The organism is Alteromonas sp. H39 (assembly GCF_047556435.1).
Lineage (GTDB): Bacteria > Pseudomonadota > Gammaproteobacteria > Enterobacterales > Alteromonadaceae > Alteromonas.
Genome location: NZ_CP180210.1, coordinates 539,535 through 561,843 on the forward strand (window position 1 = coordinate 539,535; position 22,309 = coordinate 561,843).

The window sequence follows — 22,309 nt, forward strand, 5'->3', positions numbered from 1 at the left end:
GTGACCGCTTACCGGGTAAGCATTGCATCGAGTTCTTGTTGTTGTTCCAGCGCAACCAGATCGTCACATCCACCAACGTGTTGGTCGTCAATGAAAATCTGAGGAACGGTCCATCCGCCGTTGGCTCGCTGAATCATTTCGTCGCGTAATTCAGGCTGAACGTCAATTGCATACTCCTGAAATGATACGCCTTTTTGTGTCAGTAACGCTTTTGCGTGATGACAGTAAGGACAATGTCCTTTGGTGTAGATTTCAACTTTGCTCATTGACGTTACCCCTATTTAGAAACCGGCAGGCTGGCACTTTGCCATGCGTTCATGCCACCCTTCAGTACGCAGACTTCGCTGAATCCGGCTTTTGCCATTGATGATGCGATACCGCGGGCACTGTTGCCCATTGCACAGACAACAATAATGGGTTTGTCTTTACTTTTTTCAAGCTTCTTGAAATCTTTCTCCCGGATCTCTTCGGGCTTTAACTGGCGGGCACTTAAAATATGACCGGCTTTATAATCTTTCTGAGGGCGCGTATCCAGTACGATTGCATCCTGTTTATTAATAAGCAGGGTGGCCTCATGTGTGTTCACTTCCTTAACCGGCGATGTCCACGCTGAGATGTAGCTGAATATCAGCATTGCTACCAATGCTGCCCAGATCCCGGCAAGCAGCATATTGTTGCTTGCAAACTCGATAAGCTGATCCATTAACCTCTAACCTTTGCCTTACAGACCACAAAAAGAGTGCAAAGTATATAGAAAATTCTCGCAGAAACCAGCCTGCATTGCCCTGACTCAGGATCGGGTTGAGACTTAACAGGCAGGTTATTGATATCTGGAAGATAATTCACAGCCATTGGCTGGCTTGCAGATCACTGTATTATCCTGATGTCGCAACAGGCGCGAGGGTCTGATACGTGGCAACTGTCGGCTGATATTCACTGGCAACGACCTGAATTGGGTACCGTTAGGGCAGACTGACCTGCTGCTTAATTGCGCTGGGCAAGATGCGAGGGGTCCGATACACTGTAAGACAAGGAACGACGCTCACAGGAAATACACTATGGAACTGTCTTCGGAAGAGTTATCCGCCAAACAAAACGCGCAAATCGCTTATGTACTAATGCTTTTGGGAGTTTTTACCGGCATTTTATGGTTCATTGGTGCTATCTGGGCCATGCTCAAAATAGGGGATGCCCGCGGTACGCGATTCGAAGATCACTATTCCAACATTATCCGGGTATTTATCATCGGGCTGGTGCTGAGTGTGGTCGGCGGAATTCTTACCATTATTCTGATTGGCTGGCCTATTCTGCTGGCGGTATTTATCTGGTCTGTTTTTAAGATTGTTAAAGGGCTCGTCAGGCTATCAGACAATCAGCCTTACCGCGCCGTTGTCTTATAATTTGTATAACGACCACAAACCTGCTGAAATGCCTGTTGGCTTGCTGACTGTTGTTTATTTCTGATGAAGACGCCGTATCTGAATCATCGTATTTTTTGTTCATTGTTGCTGGGCATCACATTGCTGATGTCTGCAGGCACGGTCGCGCAGGAAAAAGAAAAAGCGCAGTTGGCAGAAATTCAGGCTGAGCTGAAGGCCAGACAACAGAAACTTGCTGAAAGCCAGGCCTCCGCAGAAGAGCTGGAAGCGGTTCTGAAAGAATCTGAAGTACAGATAGGCCGTGTAGCCAGCTCGCTGAACCAGACAGAAAATGCACTGCAGAACAATCGCGCTGAACAGAAAACGCTTGAGGCGGAACAGTCTGAACTCAAAACTGCCATCCTTCAGCAGCAATCGTTACTGGCAAGCCAGCTTCGCAGTGCGTTTATGGCTGGCCATTATGACTACGCCAAAATGCTGTTTTATCAGGATGATGCCCGCACCTTCGAGCGGGTCTTGACGTACTATCAATATGTCAGCAAAGCCCGCCAAAAAGAAATTACCAAATTTCGCGATAACGTTGAGCGATTAGAATCAGTCACGGCACAGCTGGAGCAAAAGGCAGCAGAGCTGGAGTCGTTGGTGGCAGAACAACAGCAGCAACGAGCCGTACTGGTGGCACGTCAGGACGATCGTAAGCAAACCCTTGGACGCCTTAATGCCACCATTCGCTCTGAGAGTGCGCAGGTGGAGAAGCTGCAGGCAAACGAATTGTCTTTAATGCGTGCCATCGAAGAGGCCCAGCGCCGTGCAGAGCAGGCGAATATTACGCTGGAGGGGCTGGCCGGAGGCAAGGGGCAGCTTCAACTGCCAGCAAAGGGACGTGTCAGAAAGCTGTTCGGCCAGCGCCGACAAGGTCAAGTAAGATGGAAAGGTATTGTAATAGAAGGTGATGAAGGCAGTGCTGTTCAGGCGGTGTCGAATGGCCGGATACTCTACGCCGACTGGCTAAAAGGCTTTGGACTGGTAACGATTGTCGATCACGGGCAAGGTTACATGAGTGTATACGGGCACAATCAGGCATTGCTTAAACAGGCTGGCGACACCGTAAGTCGTGGAGAAACTATCGCGCTGGTAGGGCAAAGTGGGGGACAAAGTTTTCCAAACCTTTATTTTGAAATACGGCACAAGGGTAAGGCCCTCAATCCAAGCAGTTGGCTGCGCTTTTAGCCGCAGGTGACACCTGGCCTGGCTTCGCCATGCTGAGCCCTATGGCTGTATTTTCGCACAGGTACAAAGAAGAGCAGGGGCACGCAGCATCGGTTAAAATAACGGCATTTATCAGATATCCCGCCGGGACAAAGGTAATAAAAGTAGGTTGTTGCGCTTACGTATAGCGATATCGTAGCGCCTTACAAACCACCCCTACCGCTATTGTATACACGCTGTTGAAGCTTTCTCATGCGAATTACGCCAGGGTGTCGCGATTGACAATAGTTTTAAGTACTGGCGCGGCGATATTACGGCCACAGATCACCACCGCTACATTCTTGCCTGCCAGGTGTGATTCACATTGCGACAGCGCCGCCAGTGGAACCGCGGCCGCACCCTCGATGATCATTCGCTCTTCAAAAATGGCATCATGTAGTGACTGCGCGATAGCATTTTCCGAGACAAAAACTTTCTTATCAATCACTGCCTGACACACATCAAACGTCACGGCACCAGGCTCAACGCCGCCTGCCGTCCCATCTGATAAGGTTTCTGATTCTTCTACTTCAATCACTTTTCCGGCTTCAAGGCACTTCGCCATGGCCGGTGCATTTTCAGGCCAGCAGCCAATCACTTCAACATGCGGATTGTGGGCTTTTAACCACGCGCCCGTGCCGCCGATAAGCCCGCCACCGCCTACCGCTATCAGAACAGCGTCAACCGCTGGCAACTGATTGAATATTTCCAGGCCAATAGTACCCTGGCCGGCCATAACGATATTATCGTTATAGGGTGAGATATAGGTCATTCCCTCGGTGTTGGCTTTATCCGAAGCCGCCAGCTCTGCAACCAGGCAGTCCCCCGGGGCATGAATAACTTCTGCGCCCATTGCCTGAATTTTCTTCACTTTCAGCGGTGACGCGTTTTCAGGGACAAAAACCGTTAACGGTACGCCGCTTTCTTGTGCCGCCATCGCGCAGGCCATGCCATGATTGCCTGAGCTGGCAGTAATAACCCCTTTCTTTTTGCTGGCGTCATCCAGCGATAAGATACGATTAAGTGCACCGCGATATTTGAATGAGCCGGTATGCTGCATATGTTCATGCTTTAGATACACGTTCATGCCGTGGCGTTGGGACAAGCCAAAATTATACTCCAGAGCCGTCTGGTAGGGCGGTGTGGCAGCTTTTTTCAATTGAGAGTGAGCGTGATCCACGCGTTGCGCAACAGTATGTATCAGTGATGTAGGCGTGGTTGTCATAAGTTCTCTATGCGTATGTCGTGATCAGGAAAAATAAAAGATAGCACCAAATACAAGAACGCCCATGGAAAGTGAGAAGGCCAGTCCCATCCAGTCATTTTTCGTCGGCCGCTCTGCGTTTCTGCCATTGATGATATTTACAAATACCGTTCGGTTGTTTTCATCTTTTCGTGTTGCTGCCAGAATCAGTAAAGCCAGCGGCGGAGCAATGCAGCCTAGGATAAAGAAACCCAAAGGACTTCGGTTATCAGCGTTGGCGATGGCAGCACTGGCCAGCGCACATACCAATGTTAACGTCGGAGTAAATTCAAAGGTTTCGATTATACTATTCACACATATCCTTAGTGTTGTGATATTCACGCCCGCCAAATACATGCCAGACGCGAATATAAGTATCACGCTGAGGTCTGCAATATTGCTTACTTAGAAGTATACATGGGTATACACGTTCTTATTTCGTAGCCTTTTCACGCTCTCGATGGACTGCTATTCTTAGCCTATCAAATCATGCTTGCCGTGACGAATACAACAACTATAAATCAGGTAATGGCCGTCTATAAAAGCTTACTTTCCCAATCTTTTTTCGCGCGCGTTCTTCCTCGCATAAGGGCAGCACTGTGGGTGTGCTTTTTACTGCCCTGGACAAGCTTTGCGCTGGCAAAGCCGCAGGTAATGATCATTATTGATGATGTCGGCTACCGTCATTCTGATATGGCAACATTGACGCTGCCCACCCAGGTGACCTTGTCTATTCTCCCTGATACGCCTTTGGGAGGAGCAATTGCAGACCGCGCCTCACGCCAGGGGCGTGACGTGATGCTTCACCTGCCCATGCAGTCGGAGCACGGCAATAAACTCGGACCACGTGCGCTGACAGTAGGCATGTATCCACACACTATCGCCGACACCTTAAGTGACGCACTGCGTACTGTGCCCAATGCAATGGGAATTAATAACCACATGGGTAGCCTTCTTACACGAGAGCGACTTCCTATGCAGGCATTAATGCAGGCAGTAAAAAAGGAAGGATTGTTCTTTATTGATAGCAAGACGACACCGGATTCAGTCGCTGCAGATATCGCCAGAAAAACGGGGATCCCGACTGCCGTGCGCGACGTGTTTCTGGATCATGTTCATACCCGTGACTTTCTTGAGCAGCAAATGACAGAGCTTATTGGTATTGCGAAAAGACGGGGCGTTGCGATTGGTATTGCCCACCCACACCCGTTGTCGGTGGCGTTTCTTGCAGAAGTGTTGCCCGAGCTTGAAAAACAGGGGGTTGCTCTGATATCCGCAAACGACTACTTTTCCTCCCCGACTTCTCCGTCTACTGTGAAACCGGCGAAGCGCAGGGTTGTACTCGCACCGCAGTAACATTTCAAACCCATCTTTGTATTGTGTGGGTACATTGTCTGTTGAATCAGCGCAGGGTGAGAAAATAGTTGTATTACGACAGACGGGTAAATTTGTCTGCTTGTCTGCTTGTCTGCTTGTCTGCTTGCCCGTCCTAACGCTTGTTTACCTGTAAACGTATGCTCGGAATACAGGCTACTTCGCCTTTCCCGACTTATCAGTCATCGTGTCCTGTCCTACATCACTTCACTTGAGAGACTCCGGAACGCCGTTCTGCCTGCCAGGAAATAAGACTATTTTTATTAAATTTTGACTTGAGGTTTTGAAATCAGGTCACAATGTTATAATATAACGTCTCTGGCATGGCACCTGGCCATTTGGAAAAAGAGTGGAATGAATAATATCGAAGACAATCCGGCAAAACTTGATCGTCTGGGGATTTGGGTCTCCGGGCTATGTGCGCTGCATTGTCTGGCGTTACCCGTGTTAATTCCCTTGTTGCCGCTTATTGGCTCAGCCTTTTTTGCGCAGGTGTGGTTTGAGCGTTTGATTTTGTCTGTGTCACTTCTCATCGGTGCCGTAGCGTTATTAGCAGGTGCTACCCGCTATCACGGTAGGTATTATCCAATGGGCTTGCTTGCAACCGGTGGCCTGATTTACTGGTTCAAAGATATTTTTGGTCATGAATTTGAGCCTTTCACCATTGCCGTTGGTGCACTGCTGATTATTGCCGGGCACTGGGTGAACATGCGTTTGTGTCGTCAGTGTAAGTGTTGCCGCAACACGGTGCTGTCAACGCATGCAGTAGCAGGTCAGAGCGAGTAATAGGTTGCTTGCAACCGCGACCTGATTACAGATAGTCACCTAACGTAGCGCGAGCGACAGTCGGTACGTTAGTAAAGATCCCATCGACCCCCCAACTTTTCAGCATCAGCATGTCATCCGGCATGTCCACGGTATACACCAACACTTTTAACCCTGCCTGATGGGCTTCACGAACGTAACTTTCTTCAATCATATCCAGCGTAACATGAATAGAGTAAGCGTCGAGTTCAGCCGCGAACGCCGGGCCGTTAACGGGGAAACTGGCGGTTAGCGCACCAATCTGAATCGCAGGCCTTTGTGCTTTAATTTCACGAAGCCAGCGATGGTTGAATGAAGAGATAATAATGTTGTCAGTGGTCAGGCGGCTGGAATGCAGCGCGTCATCGAAGCATTGCAGCCACGCCGGAACATCGTGGAGCTGCTTAATTTCTATGTTGCAGATGCTACTACCTGGGCATAGGGCAAGCACCTCATGTAAGAACGGGATCTGTTCACCGAAGCCCGCGTCCAGCGAACGTAACGTTGTGATGGTCTGGTCCAGAACACGTCCAGAACCGTTAGTGGTGCGGTGAAGCCAGCGATCATGGAAGACGATAATATCCTGATGTAACTGGTAAGTATCAAACTCCAGTCCATGAGCATGTTGCGAAAACGCTTCGTTGAAAGCACGAAGCGTGTTCTCGGGAGCGTCTCTACTTGCTCCGCGATGCGCCAGAATCAGCATTGTTGGCGTCCTTCTTATGCAGTTTGTGCGTGTTCATTGTTTCGTAAATGGAGGCTGATGTTACCAGAACTCCACCCAGCAGCGCTCGCCACCCTGGAGACTCACCAAGCAGGATAATCGCCAGAATAACGCCATAAAACGGTTGCATGCATGCAATTAACGAGAAGGTTTTAGCACGTAAATGTGTCAGGCATGCGGCAATCAGAGCGTGGGGCAGCGCAGTAAAGACACTACCAAGCAAAAGCAGCAGCCACCAGGCACTCATCGGCGCGTCAACCAGCGCTTCACTACCCAGCGGCAAAATACAAATACAGACAATCAGGATCTGCCATGCCATTGCTTTGGCACCGGAATAGTGTGAAAAATGCTGGCGGTGGATCAGGTTGCGAAAGGAATACAGTACGGCAGAGAAAATGCCAATGATTACACCCAGCGTCACATCGTTCTCAAGTGACACTTCAGGAACAATAAAATAAATGCCAACTAACACCGCGATGGCGGAAATAAAGTCCTGCCAGACCAACCTGATGCGTTCAAAGAAGGGTTCGATAAGCACGGTGATGACAGGAAACGTGAATAGGGCAATCATACCTACTGACACGCCAGCATATTGCATGGCGGCGAAGTAGGTAACCCAGTGGGCTGCCATCAACACGCCCAGCGTGATCGCCACGGTATAATCTTTGCGAGAACCAAGGCGAAACGATTCCCCGCTTACCCATAAATAAAGCATCAGTGCGATACAGGCAAAAACTGAACGCCCCAGCGTGATATCGGTCGCGTTTAAGGGAATAACCTGTGAGAACAGTGCTGTCCCGCCAAGCAGGACAACAGTGAAGTGAAGCGATATCAGGCTGCGTTTAACCGGATCCATCTAGACGTTATCTGACGCCGGCGACACGTGTGCCATTGGCTCACCCAGACGGGTAACCTGACCTGCAGTAAGTTCATCAAACTCAATAACGTCTTTCTCAAAACACACAACAATAGTGGAGCCCAGTTTAAAGCGGCCCATTTCTTCGCCTTTGGCCAGCTTAACACTGGACTCGGTGTCTTTTTCGTAGCTCCAGTGCTGCACATTTTTACCCGCAGGTGGTGTAACAGTGCCTGACCAGACCGTTTCTATACTGGCAACAATTGTCGCGCCCACCAGCACCATCGCCATGCGACCGACAGGCGTGTCGAAGAAAGTGACAACCCGCTCGTTACGGGCAAACAGACCCGGTACGTTGGCAGCCGTCAGAGGATTTACGGAAAACAGCTCACCAGGAACATAGATCATGTCGGTCAGGGTGCCTTCTACCGGCATATGGATGCGATGGTAGTCTTTAGGTGACAGATACACCGTAGCGAATTTTCCGTCTTTAAATGGTGAAGCCATCTCCGGCTTGCCGCCTAACAGCGTTGTCAGGCTGTAGTTGTGTCCTTTAGCCTGGAATATGCTGTCAGCATTAATATCACCAAACTGGCTCACTGCACCGTCTACGGCGTGAATAATGACATTCTCGTCTTCATCTATTGGCCTGGCGTCAGGCTGAAGCGGGCGGGTGAAGAAAGCATTAAATGTGCGGTAATGCTCTGGCTGAGGATACAATGCCTCATCCATATTTACCTTAAAGTGTTTGATAAATAACTTAATCAGCCCGGTTGTCAGGCTTCCCATCTCAGCTGAGGCCAGTTTACCAACCAGCCTGGACAGCAGGTGTTTTGGTAAAATGTATTGCAGATTTACCTTAAACCAATCCAGCACGAAAATATCTCCATTGTTCAGACACGGCGATTGTACCCTATCTGTGTGATTACGTTGCGACTTTCCAATTATGGCTCAAAAGAGAAAAGCATAAGTGAGTGTTGTATACGCTGTGAAGTGAAAAGTGATTGCTCTGGCTGTGATGAAAATGCCATACCCAATTTCACGATGCTAATAGGATACGGCCACGGCATTAGCTATGCCGACAACGAGACTTGTTGATTTACCTGCTACAGGACTTGCCCTGAAAAGCTTTCGGTCACGTCCCTTTCCACCGCCATTCTTATCAGGCTTAACCTGTGGCCTGCAAAAAGGCCACCCCGATTAGTCACTTGGCGATATGCCACAGCGACATGTCCTGTTCGCCCCAACTTTAAGGCGGGCTGGCGTGACTGGGGCGCTGCTCATCCATTGATGCAAGGATCTTGTGGTAACTGGCAAAGCGCTCAGCGCTGATCTCGCCATCTTCAACGGCCTGGCGCAGCAGACATCCGGGATCGTTCAGATGTTTGCAGTCACGGAATTTACAGCCGCCAAGGTAATCGCGAAACTCGATAAAGCCCCACGTCACACGCTCGGTTGGCAGATGCCATAAACCAAATTCACGGACCCCGGGGGAATCGATGAGATCGCCGCCAGCTGGCAGGTGAAGCAGTTTGGCTGCGGTAGTGGTGTGCTGGCCCAGACCGGAATTATCAGAAATGTCTCCTACCAGTTCATCAGCATCGGGCAAAACCTGATTGATCAGACTGGATTTACCCACACCGGACTGACCAACAAACACGCTGACACGGTCATTCAGCAGGTCGTTCAGCTGGTCCAGTCCTTCACCGGTTTTGCAACTGGTGAGCAATACCTGATAGCCGAGGGAACGATAGTTTTCCAGCTGTGATGCTGCCGTTTCCCGCTCTTCATCAGACATCAGCTCCACTTTGTTAAGCACTATAACAGGCTGGATGCCGGTATCTTCACACGCGACCAGATACCGGTCGATAATATTCAGCGAGAGGGATGGCAATACCGCACTGACAATAATAATTTGGTCGATGTTTGCCGCAATGGGCTTCACGCCATCGTAAAAGTCAGGGCGTGTGAGAACGGATTTGCGGTCTTTGACGACCTCGATGACGCCGCTGACGACACCACCATCAGACGCTTCCCCCCGACTGAACAACACATCATCACCGCAGACAACGGATTCGATAGTGCGACGAATATGACAACGAGAGATGGCGCCGGACGTATCCTCAATATCGGCGTGCTTCCCGAACCGACCAATGACTCTGCCGGTTTCAAGAGAAGACAGGTCAGCCTCGCTTTGCTTGCCTTTTTCTTTCAGGCGCTTACTGCGGTTGGCAGCAACCTGGCGTTTTTGTCGGTGCGTTAGTTTTGGTTTTTTGGCCACGATTCTCACAAACTTTCACGTATACTATACCAATGATACCGTTTGTCAGACATGCATGCCATGTCTCAATACAGAGGAAGCCTTATGACAAAGCATGATTCGAACCTGGTGTGGATAGATATGGAGATGACCGGGCTCGATCCAGAAACCTGCAAGGTACTGGAAATCGCCACCATTGTAACGGATGCCCAGCTTAATGTGCTGGCTGAAGGGCCGGTGATTGCCGTACATCAACCAGATAGTATTCTGGATACGATGGATGAATGGTGTACCCGTGTTCATGGCAATAGTGGATTGACCGCACGTTGCCGGGAAAGCAAGGTGGATGAAGCTGAAGCGGCAAAACAAACAATAGCGTTTCTGAGTAACTACGTGGATGCGGGTAAGTCACCACTATGTGGTAATACCATCGGGCAGGATCGCCGTTTCATGGTCAAATACATGCCGGAATTGGAGAACTATTTTCACTACCGCAGCATTGATGTGAGTACGATTAAAGAACTGGCGAAGCGCTGGCAGCCAGAAGTTCTGGACGGCTTTGAGAAAAAAGGCGTGCACCTGGCGCTGGATGATATCCGTGAGTCAATAGAGGAGCTTCGCTACTATCGCGAAAAAGTGTTCAGCATTTAAGCGTTTGGTAGAAGCGCAGTAAAAAAAGCGTAATAAGTGGTTGCGTTAATCCAAGATTTTTGTAAAATGCGCACCACTTCAAACGAAGTGCTTTTTTTTTGCGGGAATAGCTCAGCTGGTAGAGTATGTATCTCGTCACGAAGTGATTGCCAATTTGGCAAGGTGACGGAAACAACAACTACCCTGATGGCTCGCAACCAGAAATACGCGGGAATAGCTCAGCTGGTAGAGCACGACCTTGCCAAGGTCGGGGTCGCGAGTTCGAATCTCGTTTCCCGCTCCAAATTTTTATTAAGTGTTAGTAAACAACGTAACGCTTAATGTGCGAAAGCACAGTCCTCTTATGCGGGAATAGCTCAGCTGGTAGAGCACGTATCTCGTCACGAAGTGATTGCCAATTTGGCAAGGTGACGAAAACGAAAACTACCCTGACAGCCTGGATAAGCACCGATACGCGGGAATAGCTCAGCTGGTAGAGTACGTATCTCGTCACGAAGTGATTGCCAATTTGGCAAGGTGACGGAGACAACAACTACCCTGGCGGCTCGCAACCAGAAATACGCGGGAATAGCTCAGCTGGTAGAGCACGACCTTGCCAAGGTCGGGGTCGCGAGTTCGAATCTCGTTTCCCGCTCCAATTTTTTACACATTCATCTTGGTATGTCAGCACTTCACGTGCCTTTCGCGACGAGTCGCGACAGCGTGGCTGCCAGTTACGAATCTGTTTCTGCTTCTTCTTTTTTTTCAGCAAGCACTATTCAGCATAAAATGCGTGCTCGTTACAACTGGTCACCTTTTATTCAGCTTCTATGCGAAGAGTGAATAAATAGTCGTGCTTCATCGTGCTGCATTGGTGCGTTAATAGCGATATCCTGCACGTTTTTCGTGCTGAGTGGTCGGTATTCTGGTTTTTTTGCTCATAAACGGTGCAAATGAAAACGGTAAGATCCCAGAAAACGCATGAATGCTTTATTTTTGTGAATAAATATGCGCATTAGTGCAAGTGATCGCTCTTATTCTTATCAAAATCCTTTTCAAAGTAGGCACAAAAAGTGCTCTGGTCTGGTTAACAAAAATACGGTTGCAGCCGTTTACGCACACCAGGAGAAACACATGACCATCCACAAAGGCAAGCCATTTGCTATATCTGTCGTTGCCGGCGCTGTATTTACAGCATTAACCGGGACGGCGGCCGTTGCACAGGAAGCGACTGTCAGTGAAAAGCAAATCGAGAAGATAGAAGTTACGGCAACCCGCCGTAGCGGCACACTACAGGAAGTGCCTATCAATATTTCGGCAATTACGTCCGAAACACTGGCGCAACAAAATATAGAAGATCTTGATGGTGTTGCCCGCTGGGTGCCCGGACTGACAGTAACAGACCAGGGCGGACGCTCTGACTCTCCGATTATTGTTCGCGGCCTCAACACGAACTCCTCTGGCCCAGGAGCCGACGGCGGTACGGTTGCAACTTACTTTGGTGAAATTCCGTTATTTCTAAACCTGCGACTGGTTGATGTTGACCGGGTGGAAGTCCTTATAGGCCCACAAGGAACCTTATATGGAGCCGGAACGTTAGGTGGCGCAATTCGCTATTTGCCTAAAAAAGTCGACCTCGACTTTACGTCTGGTGAAGTGTTTGGAGATATTTTCAGTCTGTCTGAAGCTGATTCGATGGGCGGCGAAGGTGGCTTTGTCTTCAACGCCCCCATTATTGAAGGGGAGCTGGGCGTTAGGGCGTCTCTGAACTACTTTAGCAACCCTGGCTTTATAGATTATAACTATGTCGTTCGCGAAGGCGGTGTGTCGCTACCCGACCCTGACTGGGATGATCCGTCAGCAGTAAGCGAAAACCTTCGCCAGGTGGAAGATGCCAATGGTGAAGATACGCTTACCGGTCGCATTGCGGTGCGTTGGCTACCAAATGACTGGTTAGACAGCACGCTTACTTACTTCTATCAGAAGCAGGATACCGAAGGGCGTTCAATTACACATCATAATGCGTTGGCTCCGGAAAATCCGCTTAGCGATATTATCGGCCCCTATGAATCCGCGTATCGTTATGAAGAGCCTCGCGAGAAAGAAGACCAGCTACTGAGCCTGGAAGTAACGGCAGACCTAGGATTTGCCGAGTTAACCAGTGCTACGGGGTTCTCTCAGTTTGATGCCGTGGGACAGCGTGACCAGACCGATCTGTTGATTCGCCTTGATTACAGTTATGAAGAGTTCCCGGCATTTTCTTCTTACACCGAAGAACTGGATGATCAGGATACTTTCACGCAAGAGGTTCGCTTAGTCTCGCAGGGCGACGGCCCGCTATCCTGGATTGTTGGTGGCTTTTATTACAACTCTGAATATAACGGCAGCAGTAAAGAGTTCACGCCTAATTTCGACGTTTATGCGATTGAGGTTTGGGGCGTAGACGGAAATTACCGTCCGGATGCACTGGAATATTACTCGGTAGATAATACTGAAATCACCGAAAAAGCCATTTTCGGTGAAGTGACGTATGAGTTGACTGACGCCTGGGATGTCACTGTTGGCCTGCGTGCTTATGAGTATGATGTCGAGTCGGAATCGGCAGTCGATTTGCCGTTGTATTATACGGTGTTTGATGGTCGTGCGTCTGATTCGATTGAGCTGGACTATGGCAACGAGCAGGCTGATGACAGCGGTACACTATTCAAATTTAATACCAGCTACCAGTTTAATCCTGACATGATGGGTTATCTGACTATCAGTGAGGGCTTCCGCATTGGTGGAGCAAATGGTGTAGCAGCATGTCCTGACAACATTGACGAAATTGAAAACCAGATTGTTTGTGCGCTTCCCCGGGAGCAGGTATTTGTGGCGGACACCACAACGAACTATGAGATTGGCTTAAAAACCAGCTACTTCAACAACCGCTTGCAAGTAAATACCGCATTATTCTATGTAGACTGGAACGATCCGCAGGTTGGCGGTGCTACCATCAATGGTCAACAGCCGATTACCGTTAATGCTCAGGGCGCATCAGCGCAAGGGGTTGAATTGTCGGTTCGCGGCATCGTCACTGACTATCTGACTATGTATGCCACCTATTCAAACACGAATGCAGAGTTAACCGCCGATGCACCATTTCTGTTTGGTGTATTCGACGACCAGGGGACGCCGCTGCAGGATTTTTATGACGGCAAAGATGGCGATCGCTTGCCGGGCTCACCACAGCATCAGTTTTCTTTTGGTGTGACTTACTCTACAGAAGTATTCGATGACAAGCTTCTGGATGTCAATTACGGTCTGACAGCGCAAAGCGACGTATTCTCTACAGTCGGACTTCGTCAGAATGCCGAGGCAATTCCCGGGTACGCCGTTTCCAACTTCAATGCCCGACTATCTGATGATGACTGGTCTGTTACTTTCTACATTGACAACCTGTTCGACAAGTACGCCTATACCTCAGTGCGTCGTGATAAAGGTGACATGAACATGGCAGTATTCGACGAGATGACACCAAATGGTACTGAAATACTGCGTAATTACGGTCATTACCTGCTAATGCCTCGTACCATAGGCTTAAAATTCAATTATCGGTTTGAGTTATAATGGCGTTTTAATTCAGGTCGTTTAGACTTACTCTTACACATTACCTTGCCATCCAGTACAGGCCATTGTGTGGTAAGAGTGAATCACAAAGGCACTCACTGAGTGCCTTTTTCGTTTTCGACACAGAAGTAAGACGGACGCGAATGGATAATCGAGCACAGTTGTTAGAGGCCGCTGGTAAGGCGATAAATCAACGAGATTTCGTTTCGGCGCATAAAGCGTGCGTTACCCTGATCAAACAGTGGGGTGACGATGCACATGCCTATTTTTTACTTGGCATTATTCACATCGAAATGGGGCAGATCAATAAAGCTATTAGTTTGCTGGAAAAGTCCAATGCGCTGACAGTCCGTCCGTTAACCTTTGCCTACCTTGCAAAGTGCCATGCCTTGAAAGGTGATATGTCTGCGGCTCTTGCTGCTGTGGATAATGCCCCTGTCAATGCATTGGAAAGGGCACTAGAGTTAGATACTGTTGGCGTTTCGCTCAGCCGCGTCGGTGCTCATGACAGAGCCTTACCCTATTTCGAAAAGGCGATATCACTGTCGCCCGATAACCCGTTTTTTTATTACAACCACGCGGTGTCGTGTAAATTCGCGGGAAACTTTAACGCTGCGCGAGAAGGTTTTGAAAAGGCCATTACTCTGAAACCAGATTATTATCAGGCTCACTTCGCGCTGTCCGATCTCGGGGGGATGACTGCTGACGATAACCACATCGCGCGCCTGTCAGTGCTGAAGGAACAACTAAAAGATAATGCTGACGGTGGGCTGCACGTGGGTCATGCGTTGGCAAAAGAATACGAAGCTATCGGCGACTACAGCCGGGCCTTTGAGGTGCTGAACAAAGCGAAAGCACCTAAGCGAAAACAGTTTTCGGATATCGATTCACGTTTTCAGGCGTTGTTTGATTTTCTGGAACAAACCGCTGCAGACTCTGCGAAAATTACCGGCGGCAGTGACAGTGACAGTCCTATTTTTGTGATTGGAATGCCTCGCTCCGGAACGACGTTGGTGGAAAGAATTATCAGTAACCATAGCCAGGTTACCTCGGGAGGAGAGCTGCAGGATTTTGGCGTTGCCGTAAAAGAGCTTACCGCCACTTCATCTAATCAGGTGTTGGATTTGCCTACGCTGGCGGCGGCAGAAGCGTTGAACTTCACCACACTTGGCGAACGCTATCTGGAGCGTACCGCGTTTTTACGCCAACACCATCATTATGTAGTGGATAAGCTGCCTTTTAATTTCTTTTACGTCGGGTTGATTCGCCGGGCGCTGCCAAAAGCCAAAATTGTATGTCTGGTTCGCGATCCGATGGATACCTGCGTAGGTAATTTTCGCCAGCTATTTTCTATCAACAGCCCCTACTATGCATACGCTTATGATCTGATGAATATCGGCCGCTTTTATCAGCGATTTGAAGAGTTAATGGCACTGTGGTCGGCACATCATCCGGAAGCAATTCGTTTGCAGTCTTATGAAGCCCTCGTCGCTAATCCTGAAGCGGAAGTCAAACAGCTCATTCAATTTTGTGGGCTGGACTGGGAGCCACAGTGCGTGCAGGTTGAGACCAATAAATCACCGGTGTCTACTGCCAGCAAGGTCCAGGTGAGAGAAGCGATTAACGCGCGCTCGGTTGGTCGCTGGAAACACTATAAAGCGCACACTGAAGCGCTTCAGCAATTATTAGGTGTGAGGTCCTGATAACACAGACTGTATTTTCAAAGTAGAAAAGCTTGCCTTTCCCAGCGCCTCGCCTTAGGCTAACTGGTCAAACCAGATGGCGAGAGCAAATTATGGCAGCATCAAATCCGTTACGTCAGTTTGCGATGAAAGCAAACACCTACCCAGCGTGGCTTCGCAGTAAGCTACTTACCTGGATGTTTCGTTTTAAGGTAAAGCTTACCGGCACGGTGAGTGTGGATATCCTTGAAACCGACCTGAAATCGGTGACATTTCGACAAAAAAACTACAAGAAAGTACAAAATCATATTGGGAGTGTCCATGCGGCAGGTATGGCGCTGTTAGCTGAGTCAGCAACAGGATTTGTGGTTGGCGTTAATCTTCCGGGAGATAAATTACCGCTTATCAAAAATATGAACTTGCAGTATGTAAAGCGAGCGCAGGGTGATATGCAGGCCATTGCCTGGCTGACCGACGAACAAATCCAGCAGATGCAGACACAGGATAAAGGCGAAGTTACTGTACAGGTTAAGGTAACGGATGCGCAGGGCATTGAACCTGTGCTTTGCGAAATGGTGTGGGCGTGGGTCCCGAAATCACGAAAAAGCTAAGTAGGACTTCTAGCGTAACCTCATATGTGACACTTTGGTGATCATTTTAAAGAAGGCGACCATTTGGTCGCCTTTTTGTTTGACAGCATTTTTACTAGCAGCTAATACCTAGGGTATAGCACTCTACTATGGTGGCGCTGCGAGTATCCATAAAGCCTTTCCTGGCGTTGCCGACCACATACAGAAGCAAGCAATTCGTTGCTTTCAGAGCGATGGCGACGTAGTTCGAGCACGAGGGGAAACAGACATGAGCAAACTTACCCGCGAAATACTGGCAACACGACTGTTCAGTGATCCCAAGCACTACCCATACGGTTTTGGCCGATCCGGCGATTTTTCCATATCGGAAAGTAAAATACTGCAGCAACGTGGTAGTCTGATTGCAGCGTTGGTCGATGGCAAAATATCACCAGAGAACGAGGAAGAGCATGGCTACCTTGAGGCTGCATTCGGACATAGGGAGCCGGTTACACCTGCTGAGAAGGCGTGGGTAAAATATCAACAGCGTATTCATCGCCCGAGAGCCGCCAGTATATATGGCTCTAAAAAGGCTGCGGTTATGGATGCAGAAGATGACGTAAATGATGATGACAGTCCTCTCGACATTGATGTAGATGACGATTAGAAAGGCGCATCATCAGCGTAACTGAAAAATGTTAAATGAATGTAAAGTTTAGCCTCATTTAGTTGTGTTTACGCTGCGTAAATGAAATATTCATCCTAATATTTTCTTATATTGGGATATATATCTCACTTTTCTGTATTTTAGTGTTTTATCTTCCTATTCTCTTAGATATAGTCCGCCTACGGTCAATAAACCGCGGAAAACACCCTTAATACAGGAGATTTCACTGTGAAGATGATGTCAGGCGCTGCCATGGTGGTTGAAGCGCTAAAAGATGTAGGAGTGACACATGTGTTCGGCTACCCAGGTGGTGCCGTGCTCGACATTTATGATGCGTTATTTGCGCAGGATGATGTCAAACATGTCCTCGTGCGTCATGAACAGGCAGCCGCTCATATGGCGGACGGGTATGCACGTTCAACTGGCAAAACCGGCACAGTGCTCGTCACCTCGGGACCAGGCGCAACCAATACTATAACGGGTATTGCTACAGCGTACATGGACTCCATTCCCATGGTGATTTTGTCAGGGCAGGTGCCGTCTATGCACATAGGCGAAGATGCATTCCAGGAAACCGACATGGTGGGCTGTTCACGTCCTATCGTGAAGCACAGCTTTTTAGTAAAGCGTGCCGTTGATATTCCCGAGGCTATTGCGAAAGCCTATTACATTGCCAATACCGGCCGTCCTGGACCGGTGGTAGTCGACCTGCCCAAAGATATTGTTAACGTCGCCGAAGAGCACCCCTATGTGTTTCCGACCGATGTGACCATGCGTTCATACAATCCGACGGAGCGTGGTCACCCGAAACAAATCAAAAAAGCAGTCGATTCGTTAATGAAAGCTGAACGCCCCGTGCTTTATGTTGGGGGCGGTGCGATTGCGTCGGACGCCTCTGCGAAAGTGATCGAGCTGGCTGAAAAGCTTCAGGCGCCGGTGACGTGCACCCTGATGGGACTAGGGGCAATGCCAGGAACCCATGAGCAATTTATCGGTATGCTGGGAATGCACGGTACGCTGGAAGCGAACAAAACCATGCACAATTCCGACTGCATCCTGGCACTCGGTGCACGATTTGATGATCGCGTGACCAATAATGTGGATAAATTTTGCCCACATGCCGACATTATTCATGTTGATATCGATCCGGCGTCTATCTCGAAAACCGTGAACGCGCACATTCCGGTAGTGGGCTCGGTTGACAAAGTGCTTGAGCAGTTGCTGGAGCAGGTAGATAAAAAAGATTTGTCTGGGCAGAAAGAAAAGCTTGCAGACTGGTGGCAGCAAATTGGTCAGTGGCGCGGCCGTAAGTGCCTGAATTATGAGCAGGGCGATACGGTAATTAAGCCGCAGCGCGTTATTGAGTCGCTATATAAGCATACTAATGGCGAAGCGTATGTGAGTTCTGACGTAGGTCAGCACCAGATGTTCGCAGCGCTTTACTATCCTTATGATAAGCCTCGTCAGTGGATAAACTCAGGTGGTCTGGGCACCATGGGATTCGGTTTGCCTGCTGCCATGGGCGTGCAGTTTGCACATCCGGAAGCAACCTCCGTGGTCGTCACCGGTGACGGGAGTATTCAGATGAATATTCAGGAACTGTCCACCTGCCTGCAATACAACTTACCGGTAAAGATTATCTCGCTGAACAACCGCGCGCTGGGTATGGTGCGACAGTGGCAGGACATGATTTATAAAGGCCGTCACTCCCATTCCTATATGGATTCGATGCCGGATTTTGTGAAGCTTGCCGAGGCATACGGTCATGTGGGCATAAAGGTGGATACGCTGGATCAGCTCGATGCCGCTATGGAGGAATGTTTCAGCCATAAAGACCGTCTGGTATTTATGGATATTTCGGTCGATCAGAACGAACACGTGTATCCCATGCAGATTAAGTATGGCGCAATGGACGACATGCGTTTAAGCAAGACGGAGCGAACCTGATGAAACGTATTATTTCAGTATTGATGGAAAACGCCCCGGGTGCCTTGTCACGAATAATAGGCGTATTTTCCCAGCGCGGTTACAACGTAGACTCGTTATGTGTGGCACCAACGGATGACCCCAGTTTGTCACGACTCACTATCATCACCCATGGCGATGATAAGGTCATTGAGCAGATCACTAAGCAAGTAAATAAGCTTATTGATGTCCTTAAAGTCGTCGACCTGACAGAGGGTGCGCATATTGAGCGGGAGCTTATGCTGGTAAAAGTGGCAACCCGCAGCGAGGCTATTCGCGCCGAGGTGAAACGCAACACGGACATCTTCCGGGCCCGCATTGTCGATGTAAACGCCGCGAACTACACCATTGAAATCACCGGTACCAGTGACAAGCTGGATGCTTTCGCGACGACGATGGGACAGTGTGCGGAAATTATTGAGTCTTCACGCACGGGCGTGTGTGGACTGGCAAGAGGTGAAAGGGCACTGCGTCCTTAACTTTTTTAACTCATTAATCCGTTAACGACATGAAGAGAGAGTAAAAAAGGCGAGCTTTTGCTCGCCTTTTTCTATGTACTAAATAAAGCAATGCGTAATTGCTTACAATCACATATAGGCCAAGAAAGTAGGTTGTGTTTTAAGACTTTCCTGCGCGTATTGGTGCTGTCGATTTGTTTGTAAGCGCATGGATAGTCATGCTTCAAACGTGCCTTTAATCAGGGCCTCTTTGTTGCTCACCATGCGTTTACCACGGGCTAAAACGTCTTGGATGTTCAGGCTTTTTGCGTCGCACAACACAATGTCGGCATCGCAACCGGCCGCCAGCTTACCTTTATTCTTGAGTTTAAGCACTGACGCCGGGCTGGATGTTACCACTGCGATGGCATCTTGTAACAACACATCTTCTGTCCTCGCAAGAGTTTGCCAAGCATCAAATAAGCTGCGCACTTTACCCACTTCCAGCCCGATGAGTTCGCCGTCTGCATCAAACACTGGCAGGCTGGCATTACCGTCTGAACTCATTGTTAGCTGACTGGCATTAATTCCTTGTTGAAGGCACCAGGCTATAGCCTGAGCAGCAGGAATTTCTCCTTCCTCGATAAACTGTTTGTTAGTGCTGGTGGTCATATCAATAATACCACCGGCTTCACACCAGCGTTGTCCGGCCTCCAGCAATGACTGGCTGCGATTAATGTGGGTTGGATAAAACTGACTGGCAGGTATGCTGGTCGTATTAATGACGTCATGCAGCAAGGTCAGCTGATCAGAAGCGTCACCTGTGTGAATGCTTACTATCCCGCCTTTGCCAGAAAGCATGCCGCCCACTCTGGCATCAGCAGCCACTTTCGCAAGCTCCTGAGTGGTAGGTTGTGAGCCTCTGTGATCGGCAATCGCCACCTCGCCAATGCCTATCATATTATCTATCAGGATAATGTCATCGGTGATACTGCCGGTAATAGTTCGCGCGGGTAATTGGTACGAGCCGGTGTAGCAGTAGGCCGATATCCCTTCTTCACATAACGCGCGCGCCTTGGCAATAAGGTCGGGGAGGGTGCGGGTGGTAGCGTCAGTTCCCAGTGCACCTACCACCGTCGTTACACCCGCAGTGGTTGCCTCGGTTAGCTGCATCTGTGGAGTGCGGGTATGAAAGCCGCCTTCGCCACCGCCACCAGTGATATGTACCAGCGAGTCCACCAGTCCCGGCATGGCAATGCACCCCGTGCCATCCATTACCGACACTGCATCTCCCTGAATAGAGATAGATGGTGAAATTTGTACAATTTTGTCGTGAGCTATCAATATGTCATTGATGCCCATCGGCGTGGGCGCATAAACATCTGCGCCCTTAATCAACGTGATCATTTAAGAAAATCCTGTCATTACTGCCAGCACCACTGTGCCAGCGGCAAGTAGAAGTAGCATCAGCACAAAACGCCAGACAAACCGTATCCAGACCGACCAGTCCAGACGCGCTACCCCAAGACAACCTATCAGCGACGCTGAGGTAGGAATAATCAGATTTGTCAGCCCGTCACCTAACTGGAAGGCCAGCACCGCAACCTGTCGGCTTACCCCGACCAGGTCAGACAACGGCGCCATAAGCGGCATGGTAATGGCCGCCTGCCCCGAGCCTGATGCAATAAAGAAGTTAAATATGCCCTGAAATACCAACATAGCAACCGCAGAGACGGCAGAACTGGTATCAGCCATAAGCTCGCTGGTATGGTGTAGTAGGGTATTTAATACTGATGGGGAAGTGACATCATCACCGCCCAGCACTAGCACGATACCTTTTGCCATACCCACAATCAGAGCCGCAGGCAGCAGATCGCGAGCCCCTTCAACAAACGCCTGACTGATATCATTGGCGCGCATGCGTCCCGCGAAACAGGCAATGATACCAATACCCACCCCCATCGCGAAAAACTGCGAAGCAATTTGCGGGATGTAGTAGGCTTTCGCTGTGACTCCCCATATTACCCATAAGATAGCAGCAAGAAAGACCAGCAGTATGATGCCATCGGTGCGACTGAATGTGCTTTCCACTGCTTCTTCCTTGTCGCGGAAAAAGGCATCGGATTCATAGCTTAGCGAGGTGGCGGGTTGCTGTTTTATTTTGCTGGCATAACGCAGGGTAAAAATGAGTCCGGCAAGCGTGAATACGGCCCACATTGTGATGCGAAACGTTTGCCCCGACATCAGCGGCACATCTGCTATTCCCTGCGCAATAGCAACGGAGAACGGGTTCATCCAGCTGGTGGCAAAGCCTATCTGGGTGGCAACGTAAGTAATCAATACCGCAGTAATGCTGTCATAACCAAGAGCAATCACCAGTGGCACCAGAACGATACAAAAGGCGATAGCTTCCTCGCCCATACCAAATACAGCGCCGCCTAATGAAAACAGCAGAAACATTAACGGAATAATCAGTTTATCCGCTTTTTGCGTGCGGGCAATTAACGCCAGAATGCCGTTGTGGATGGCACCACTTTTCATCACGATCCCAAAGGCGCCGCCCACAATCAGAATAAAGGCAACGACTCCCACCGCCGACCCCCAGCGATCACCGGATACCAGTCCGTCAAAGGCATAGTTCAACAATCCGGTTTGACTACCGGAACCATCGAACAGCGCCACACCTGCCGGGCTGTCTGCGGTATATCGAAACGAGTTGGCGTCGATTACTGTTCGTTCGTCACCGGCTTCCCCTACCGCAACCGTCTCGGTAGAAAACGCGCCGGGGCGAACCACAAAGGTCATGGCACCGGCAATCAGGATGACAAAAAACAGAATAACAAACGCATCAGGCATGCGCTGAAC

At 49.4% G+C, this 22,309-nt stretch carries 21 protein-coding genes and 2 tRNA genes; 13 read left to right on the forward strand and 10 right to left on the reverse strand.

Annotated elements, in window-relative coordinates; all coding sequences use genetic code 11:
* Positions 1-8: 8 nt before the first annotated feature.
* Together grxC and ACLBLI_RS02230 are read right to left on the reverse strand one after the other, a co-directional pair.
* Positions 9-266 carry a glutaredoxin 3 gene (grxC, locus tag ACLBLI_RS02225; RefSeq protein ID WP_218309170.1) on the reverse strand — a complete coding sequence of 86 codons (258 nt, stop codon included), beginning with the start codon at positions 264-266 and terminating at the stop codon, positions 9-11.
* Between the two features lie 11 nt (positions 267-277).
* Positions 278-703, reverse strand: a complete 426-nt coding sequence (locus ACLBLI_RS02230) for a rhodanese-like domain-containing protein (RefSeq protein WP_414829549.1) — start codon at positions 701-703, stop codon at positions 278-280.
* 355 nt (positions 704-1,058) lie between these two features.
* On the opposite strand from ACLBLI_RS02230, the gene ACLBLI_RS02235 reads away from it, so the two are divergent.
* Positions 1,059-1,400: a DUF4870 family protein gene (locus ACLBLI_RS02235; protein WP_414829550.1), complete on the forward strand. Its 342-nt coding sequence runs from the start codon at positions 1,059-1,061 to the stop codon at positions 1,398-1,400.
* Between the two features lie 63 nt (positions 1,401-1,463).
* Entirely contained in the window at positions 1,464-2,609 is a 1,146-nt protein-coding gene (locus ACLBLI_RS02240) for a murein hydrolase activator EnvC family protein (RefSeq protein WP_414829551.1), read from the forward strand.
* Between the two features lie 238 nt (positions 2,610-2,847).
* Here ACLBLI_RS02240 and ACLBLI_RS02245 read toward each other — a convergent pair whose 3' ends face one another.
* Positions 2,848-3,852, reverse strand: coding sequence for a threonine/serine dehydratase (locus ACLBLI_RS02245; protein WP_414829552.1), 1,005 nt, complete (start codon positions 3,850-3,852; stop codon positions 2,848-2,850).
* Positions 3,853-3,876: 24 nt separating this feature from the next.
* Positions 3,877-4,185 carry a hypothetical protein gene (locus ACLBLI_RS02250; RefSeq protein WP_414829553.1) on the reverse strand — a complete coding sequence of 103 codons (309 nt, stop codon included), beginning with the start codon at positions 4,183-4,185 and terminating at the stop codon, positions 3,877-3,879.
* Positions 4,186-4,473: 288 nt separating this feature from the next.
* Here ACLBLI_RS02250 and ACLBLI_RS02255 point away from each other — a divergent pair, with 288 nt between their 5' ends.
* Together ACLBLI_RS02255 and ACLBLI_RS02260 are read left to right on the forward strand one after the other, a co-directional pair.
* A complete protein-coding gene (locus tag ACLBLI_RS02255) occupies positions 4,474-5,226 on the forward strand; it encodes a divergent polysaccharide deacetylase family protein (protein ID WP_414829554.1) in 753 nt (250 codons plus the stop codon).
* A gap of 372 nt (positions 5,227-5,598) precedes the next feature.
* Positions 5,599-6,030 (forward strand): MerC domain-containing protein, encoded by a 432-nt coding sequence (locus ACLBLI_RS02260; RefSeq protein ID WP_414829555.1) that lies wholly within the window; start codon positions 5,599-5,601, stop codon positions 6,028-6,030.
* Between the two features lie 25 nt (positions 6,031-6,055).
* Here ACLBLI_RS02260 and ACLBLI_RS02265 read toward each other — a convergent pair whose 3' ends face one another.
* The 4 genes from ACLBLI_RS02265 to rsgA all read right to left on the reverse strand — a co-directional run bounded on the left by ACLBLI_RS02265 (position 6,056) and on the right by rsgA (position 9,909).
* On the reverse strand, positions 6,056-6,754 hold the full coding sequence (locus ACLBLI_RS02265) for a glycerophosphodiester phosphodiesterase (RefSeq protein WP_414829556.1): 699 nt from the start codon (positions 6,752-6,754) through the stop codon (positions 6,056-6,058).
* Positions 6,723-7,628: a DMT family transporter gene (locus ACLBLI_RS02270; protein WP_414829557.1), complete on the reverse strand. Its 906-nt coding sequence runs from the start codon at positions 7,626-7,628 to the stop codon at positions 6,723-6,725. Before ACLBLI_RS02270 ends, ACLBLI_RS02265 begins: the two co-directional genes overlap by 32 nt.
* A complete protein-coding gene (gene asd / locus ACLBLI_RS02275; RefSeq protein ID WP_414829558.1) occupies positions 7,629-8,504 on the reverse strand; it encodes an archaetidylserine decarboxylase in 876 nt (291 codons plus the stop codon).
* Positions 8,505-8,877: 373 nt separating this feature from the next.
* The gene (gene rsgA / locus ACLBLI_RS02280) at positions 8,878-9,909 is read right to left on the reverse strand and encodes a small ribosomal subunit biogenesis GTPase RsgA (RefSeq protein WP_414829559.1); all 1,032 of its coding nucleotides are present in this window, start codon (positions 9,907-9,909) and stop codon (positions 8,878-8,880) included.
* Positions 9,910-9,993: 84 nt separating this feature from the next.
* Here rsgA and orn point away from each other — a divergent pair, with 84 nt between their 5' ends.
* The 9 genes from orn to ilvN all read left to right on the forward strand — a co-directional run bounded on the left by orn (position 9,994) and on the right by ilvN (position 19,486).
* The gene (gene orn / locus ACLBLI_RS02285; protein ID WP_414829560.1) at positions 9,994-10,539 is read left to right on the forward strand and encodes an oligoribonuclease; all 546 of its coding nucleotides are present in this window, start codon (positions 9,994-9,996) and stop codon (positions 10,537-10,539) included.
* 207 nt (positions 10,540-10,746) lie between these two features.
* Positions 10,747-10,822: transfer RNA gene (locus ACLBLI_RS02290), tRNA-Gly, on the forward strand.
* Between the two features lie 278 nt (positions 10,823-11,100).
* Positions 11,101-11,176: transfer RNA gene (locus ACLBLI_RS02295), tRNA-Gly, on the forward strand.
* 476 nt (positions 11,177-11,652) lie between these two features.
* On the forward strand, positions 11,653-14,124 hold the full coding sequence (locus ACLBLI_RS02300; protein ID WP_414829561.1) for a TonB-dependent receptor: 2,472 nt from the start codon (positions 11,653-11,655) through the stop codon (positions 14,122-14,124).
* 143 nt (positions 14,125-14,267) lie between these two features.
* Positions 14,268-15,827, forward strand: coding sequence for a sulfotransferase (locus tag ACLBLI_RS02305; RefSeq protein ID WP_414829562.1), 1,560 nt, complete (start codon positions 14,268-14,270; stop codon positions 15,825-15,827).
* A 92-nt stretch (positions 15,828-15,919) separates the two neighbouring features.
* The gene (locus ACLBLI_RS02310) at positions 15,920-16,417 is read left to right on the forward strand and encodes a DUF4442 domain-containing protein (RefSeq protein ID WP_414829563.1); all 498 of its coding nucleotides are present in this window, start codon (positions 15,920-15,922) and stop codon (positions 16,415-16,417) included.
* A gap of 247 nt (positions 16,418-16,664) precedes the next feature.
* On the forward strand, positions 16,665-17,042 hold the full coding sequence (gene maoP, locus ACLBLI_RS02315) for a DUF413 domain-containing protein (protein ID WP_414829564.1): 378 nt from the start codon (positions 16,665-16,667) through the stop codon (positions 17,040-17,042).
* 228 nt (positions 17,043-17,270) lie between these two features.
* Positions 17,271-18,989 (forward strand): acetolactate synthase 3 large subunit, encoded by a 1,719-nt coding sequence (locus tag ACLBLI_RS02320; RefSeq protein ID WP_414829565.1) that lies wholly within the window; start codon positions 17,271-17,273, stop codon positions 18,987-18,989.
* A complete protein-coding gene (gene ilvN / locus ACLBLI_RS02325; protein WP_414829566.1) occupies positions 18,989-19,486 on the forward strand; it encodes an acetolactate synthase small subunit in 498 nt (165 codons plus the stop codon). The genes ACLBLI_RS02320 and ilvN overlap by 1 nt, the downstream gene beginning before the upstream one ends.
* Positions 19,487-19,681: 195 nt before the next feature.
* On the opposite strand, the gene iadA is transcribed toward ilvN, so the two are convergent.
* Positions 19,682-20,851 carry a beta-aspartyl-peptidase gene (iadA, locus tag ACLBLI_RS02330; protein WP_414829567.1) on the reverse strand — a complete coding sequence of 390 codons (1,170 nt, stop codon included), beginning with the start codon at positions 20,849-20,851 and terminating at the stop codon, positions 19,682-19,684.
* The gene (gene yfcC, locus ACLBLI_RS02335) at positions 20,852-22,300 is read right to left on the reverse strand and encodes a putative basic amino acid antiporter YfcC (protein ID WP_414830886.1); all 1,449 of its coding nucleotides are present in this window, start codon (positions 22,298-22,300) and stop codon (positions 20,852-20,854) included.
* Positions 22,301-22,309 lie beyond the last annotated feature (9 nt).

Bases quoted from the DNA above. Each gene is read 5' to 3' on its own strand.
- grxC (WP_218309170.1), bottom strand. From the start codon at position 266: ATGAGCAAAGTTGAAATCTACACCAAAGGACATTGTCCTTACTGTCAT.
- yfcC (WP_414830886.1), bottom strand. From the start codon at position 22,300: ATGCCTGATGCGTTTGTTATTCTGTTTTTTGTCATCCTGATTGCCGGT.
- ACLBLI_RS02230 (WP_414829549.1), bottom strand. From the start codon at position 703: ATGGATCAGCTTATCGAGTTTGCAAGCAACAATATGCTGCTTGCCGGG.
- iadA (WP_414829567.1), bottom strand. From the start codon at position 20,851: ATGATCACGTTGATTAAGGGCGCAGATGTTTATGCGCCCACGCCGATG.
- ACLBLI_RS02270 (WP_414829557.1), bottom strand. From the start codon at position 7,628: ATGGATCCGGTTAAACGCAGCCTGATATCGCTTCACTTCACTGTTGTC.
- ilvN (WP_414829566.1), top strand. From the start codon at position 18,989: ATGAAACGTATTATTTCAGTATTGATGGAAAACGCCCCGGGTGCCTTG.
- ACLBLI_RS02260 (WP_414829555.1), top strand. From the start codon at position 5,599: ATGAATAATATCGAAGACAATCCGGCAAAACTTGATCGTCTGGGGATT.
- ACLBLI_RS02300 (WP_414829561.1), top strand. From the start codon at position 11,653: ATGACCATCCACAAAGGCAAGCCATTTGCTATATCTGTCGTTGCCGGC.
- ACLBLI_RS02310 (WP_414829563.1), top strand. From the start codon at position 15,920: ATGGCAGCATCAAATCCGTTACGTCAGTTTGCGATGAAAGCAAACACC.
- maoP (WP_414829564.1), top strand. From the start codon at position 16,665: ATGAGCAAACTTACCCGCGAAATACTGGCAACACGACTGTTCAGTGAT.
- ACLBLI_RS02305 (WP_414829562.1), top strand. From the start codon at position 14,268: ATGGATAATCGAGCACAGTTGTTAGAGGCCGCTGGTAAGGCGATAAAT.
- ACLBLI_RS02235 (WP_414829550.1), top strand. From the start codon at position 1,059: ATGGAACTGTCTTCGGAAGAGTTATCCGCCAAACAAAACGCGCAAATC.
- ACLBLI_RS02245 (WP_414829552.1), bottom strand. From the start codon at position 3,852: ATGACAACCACGCCTACATCACTGATACATACTGTTGCGCAACGCGTG.
- ACLBLI_RS02240 (WP_414829551.1), top strand. From the start codon at position 1,464: ATGAAGACGCCGTATCTGAATCATCGTATTTTTTGTTCATTGTTGCTG.
- ACLBLI_RS02265 (WP_414829556.1), bottom strand. From the start codon at position 6,754: ATGCTGATTCTGGCGCATCGCGGAGCAAGTAGAGACGCTCCCGAGAAC.
- orn (WP_414829560.1), top strand. From the start codon at position 9,994: ATGACAAAGCATGATTCGAACCTGGTGTGGATAGATATGGAGATGACC.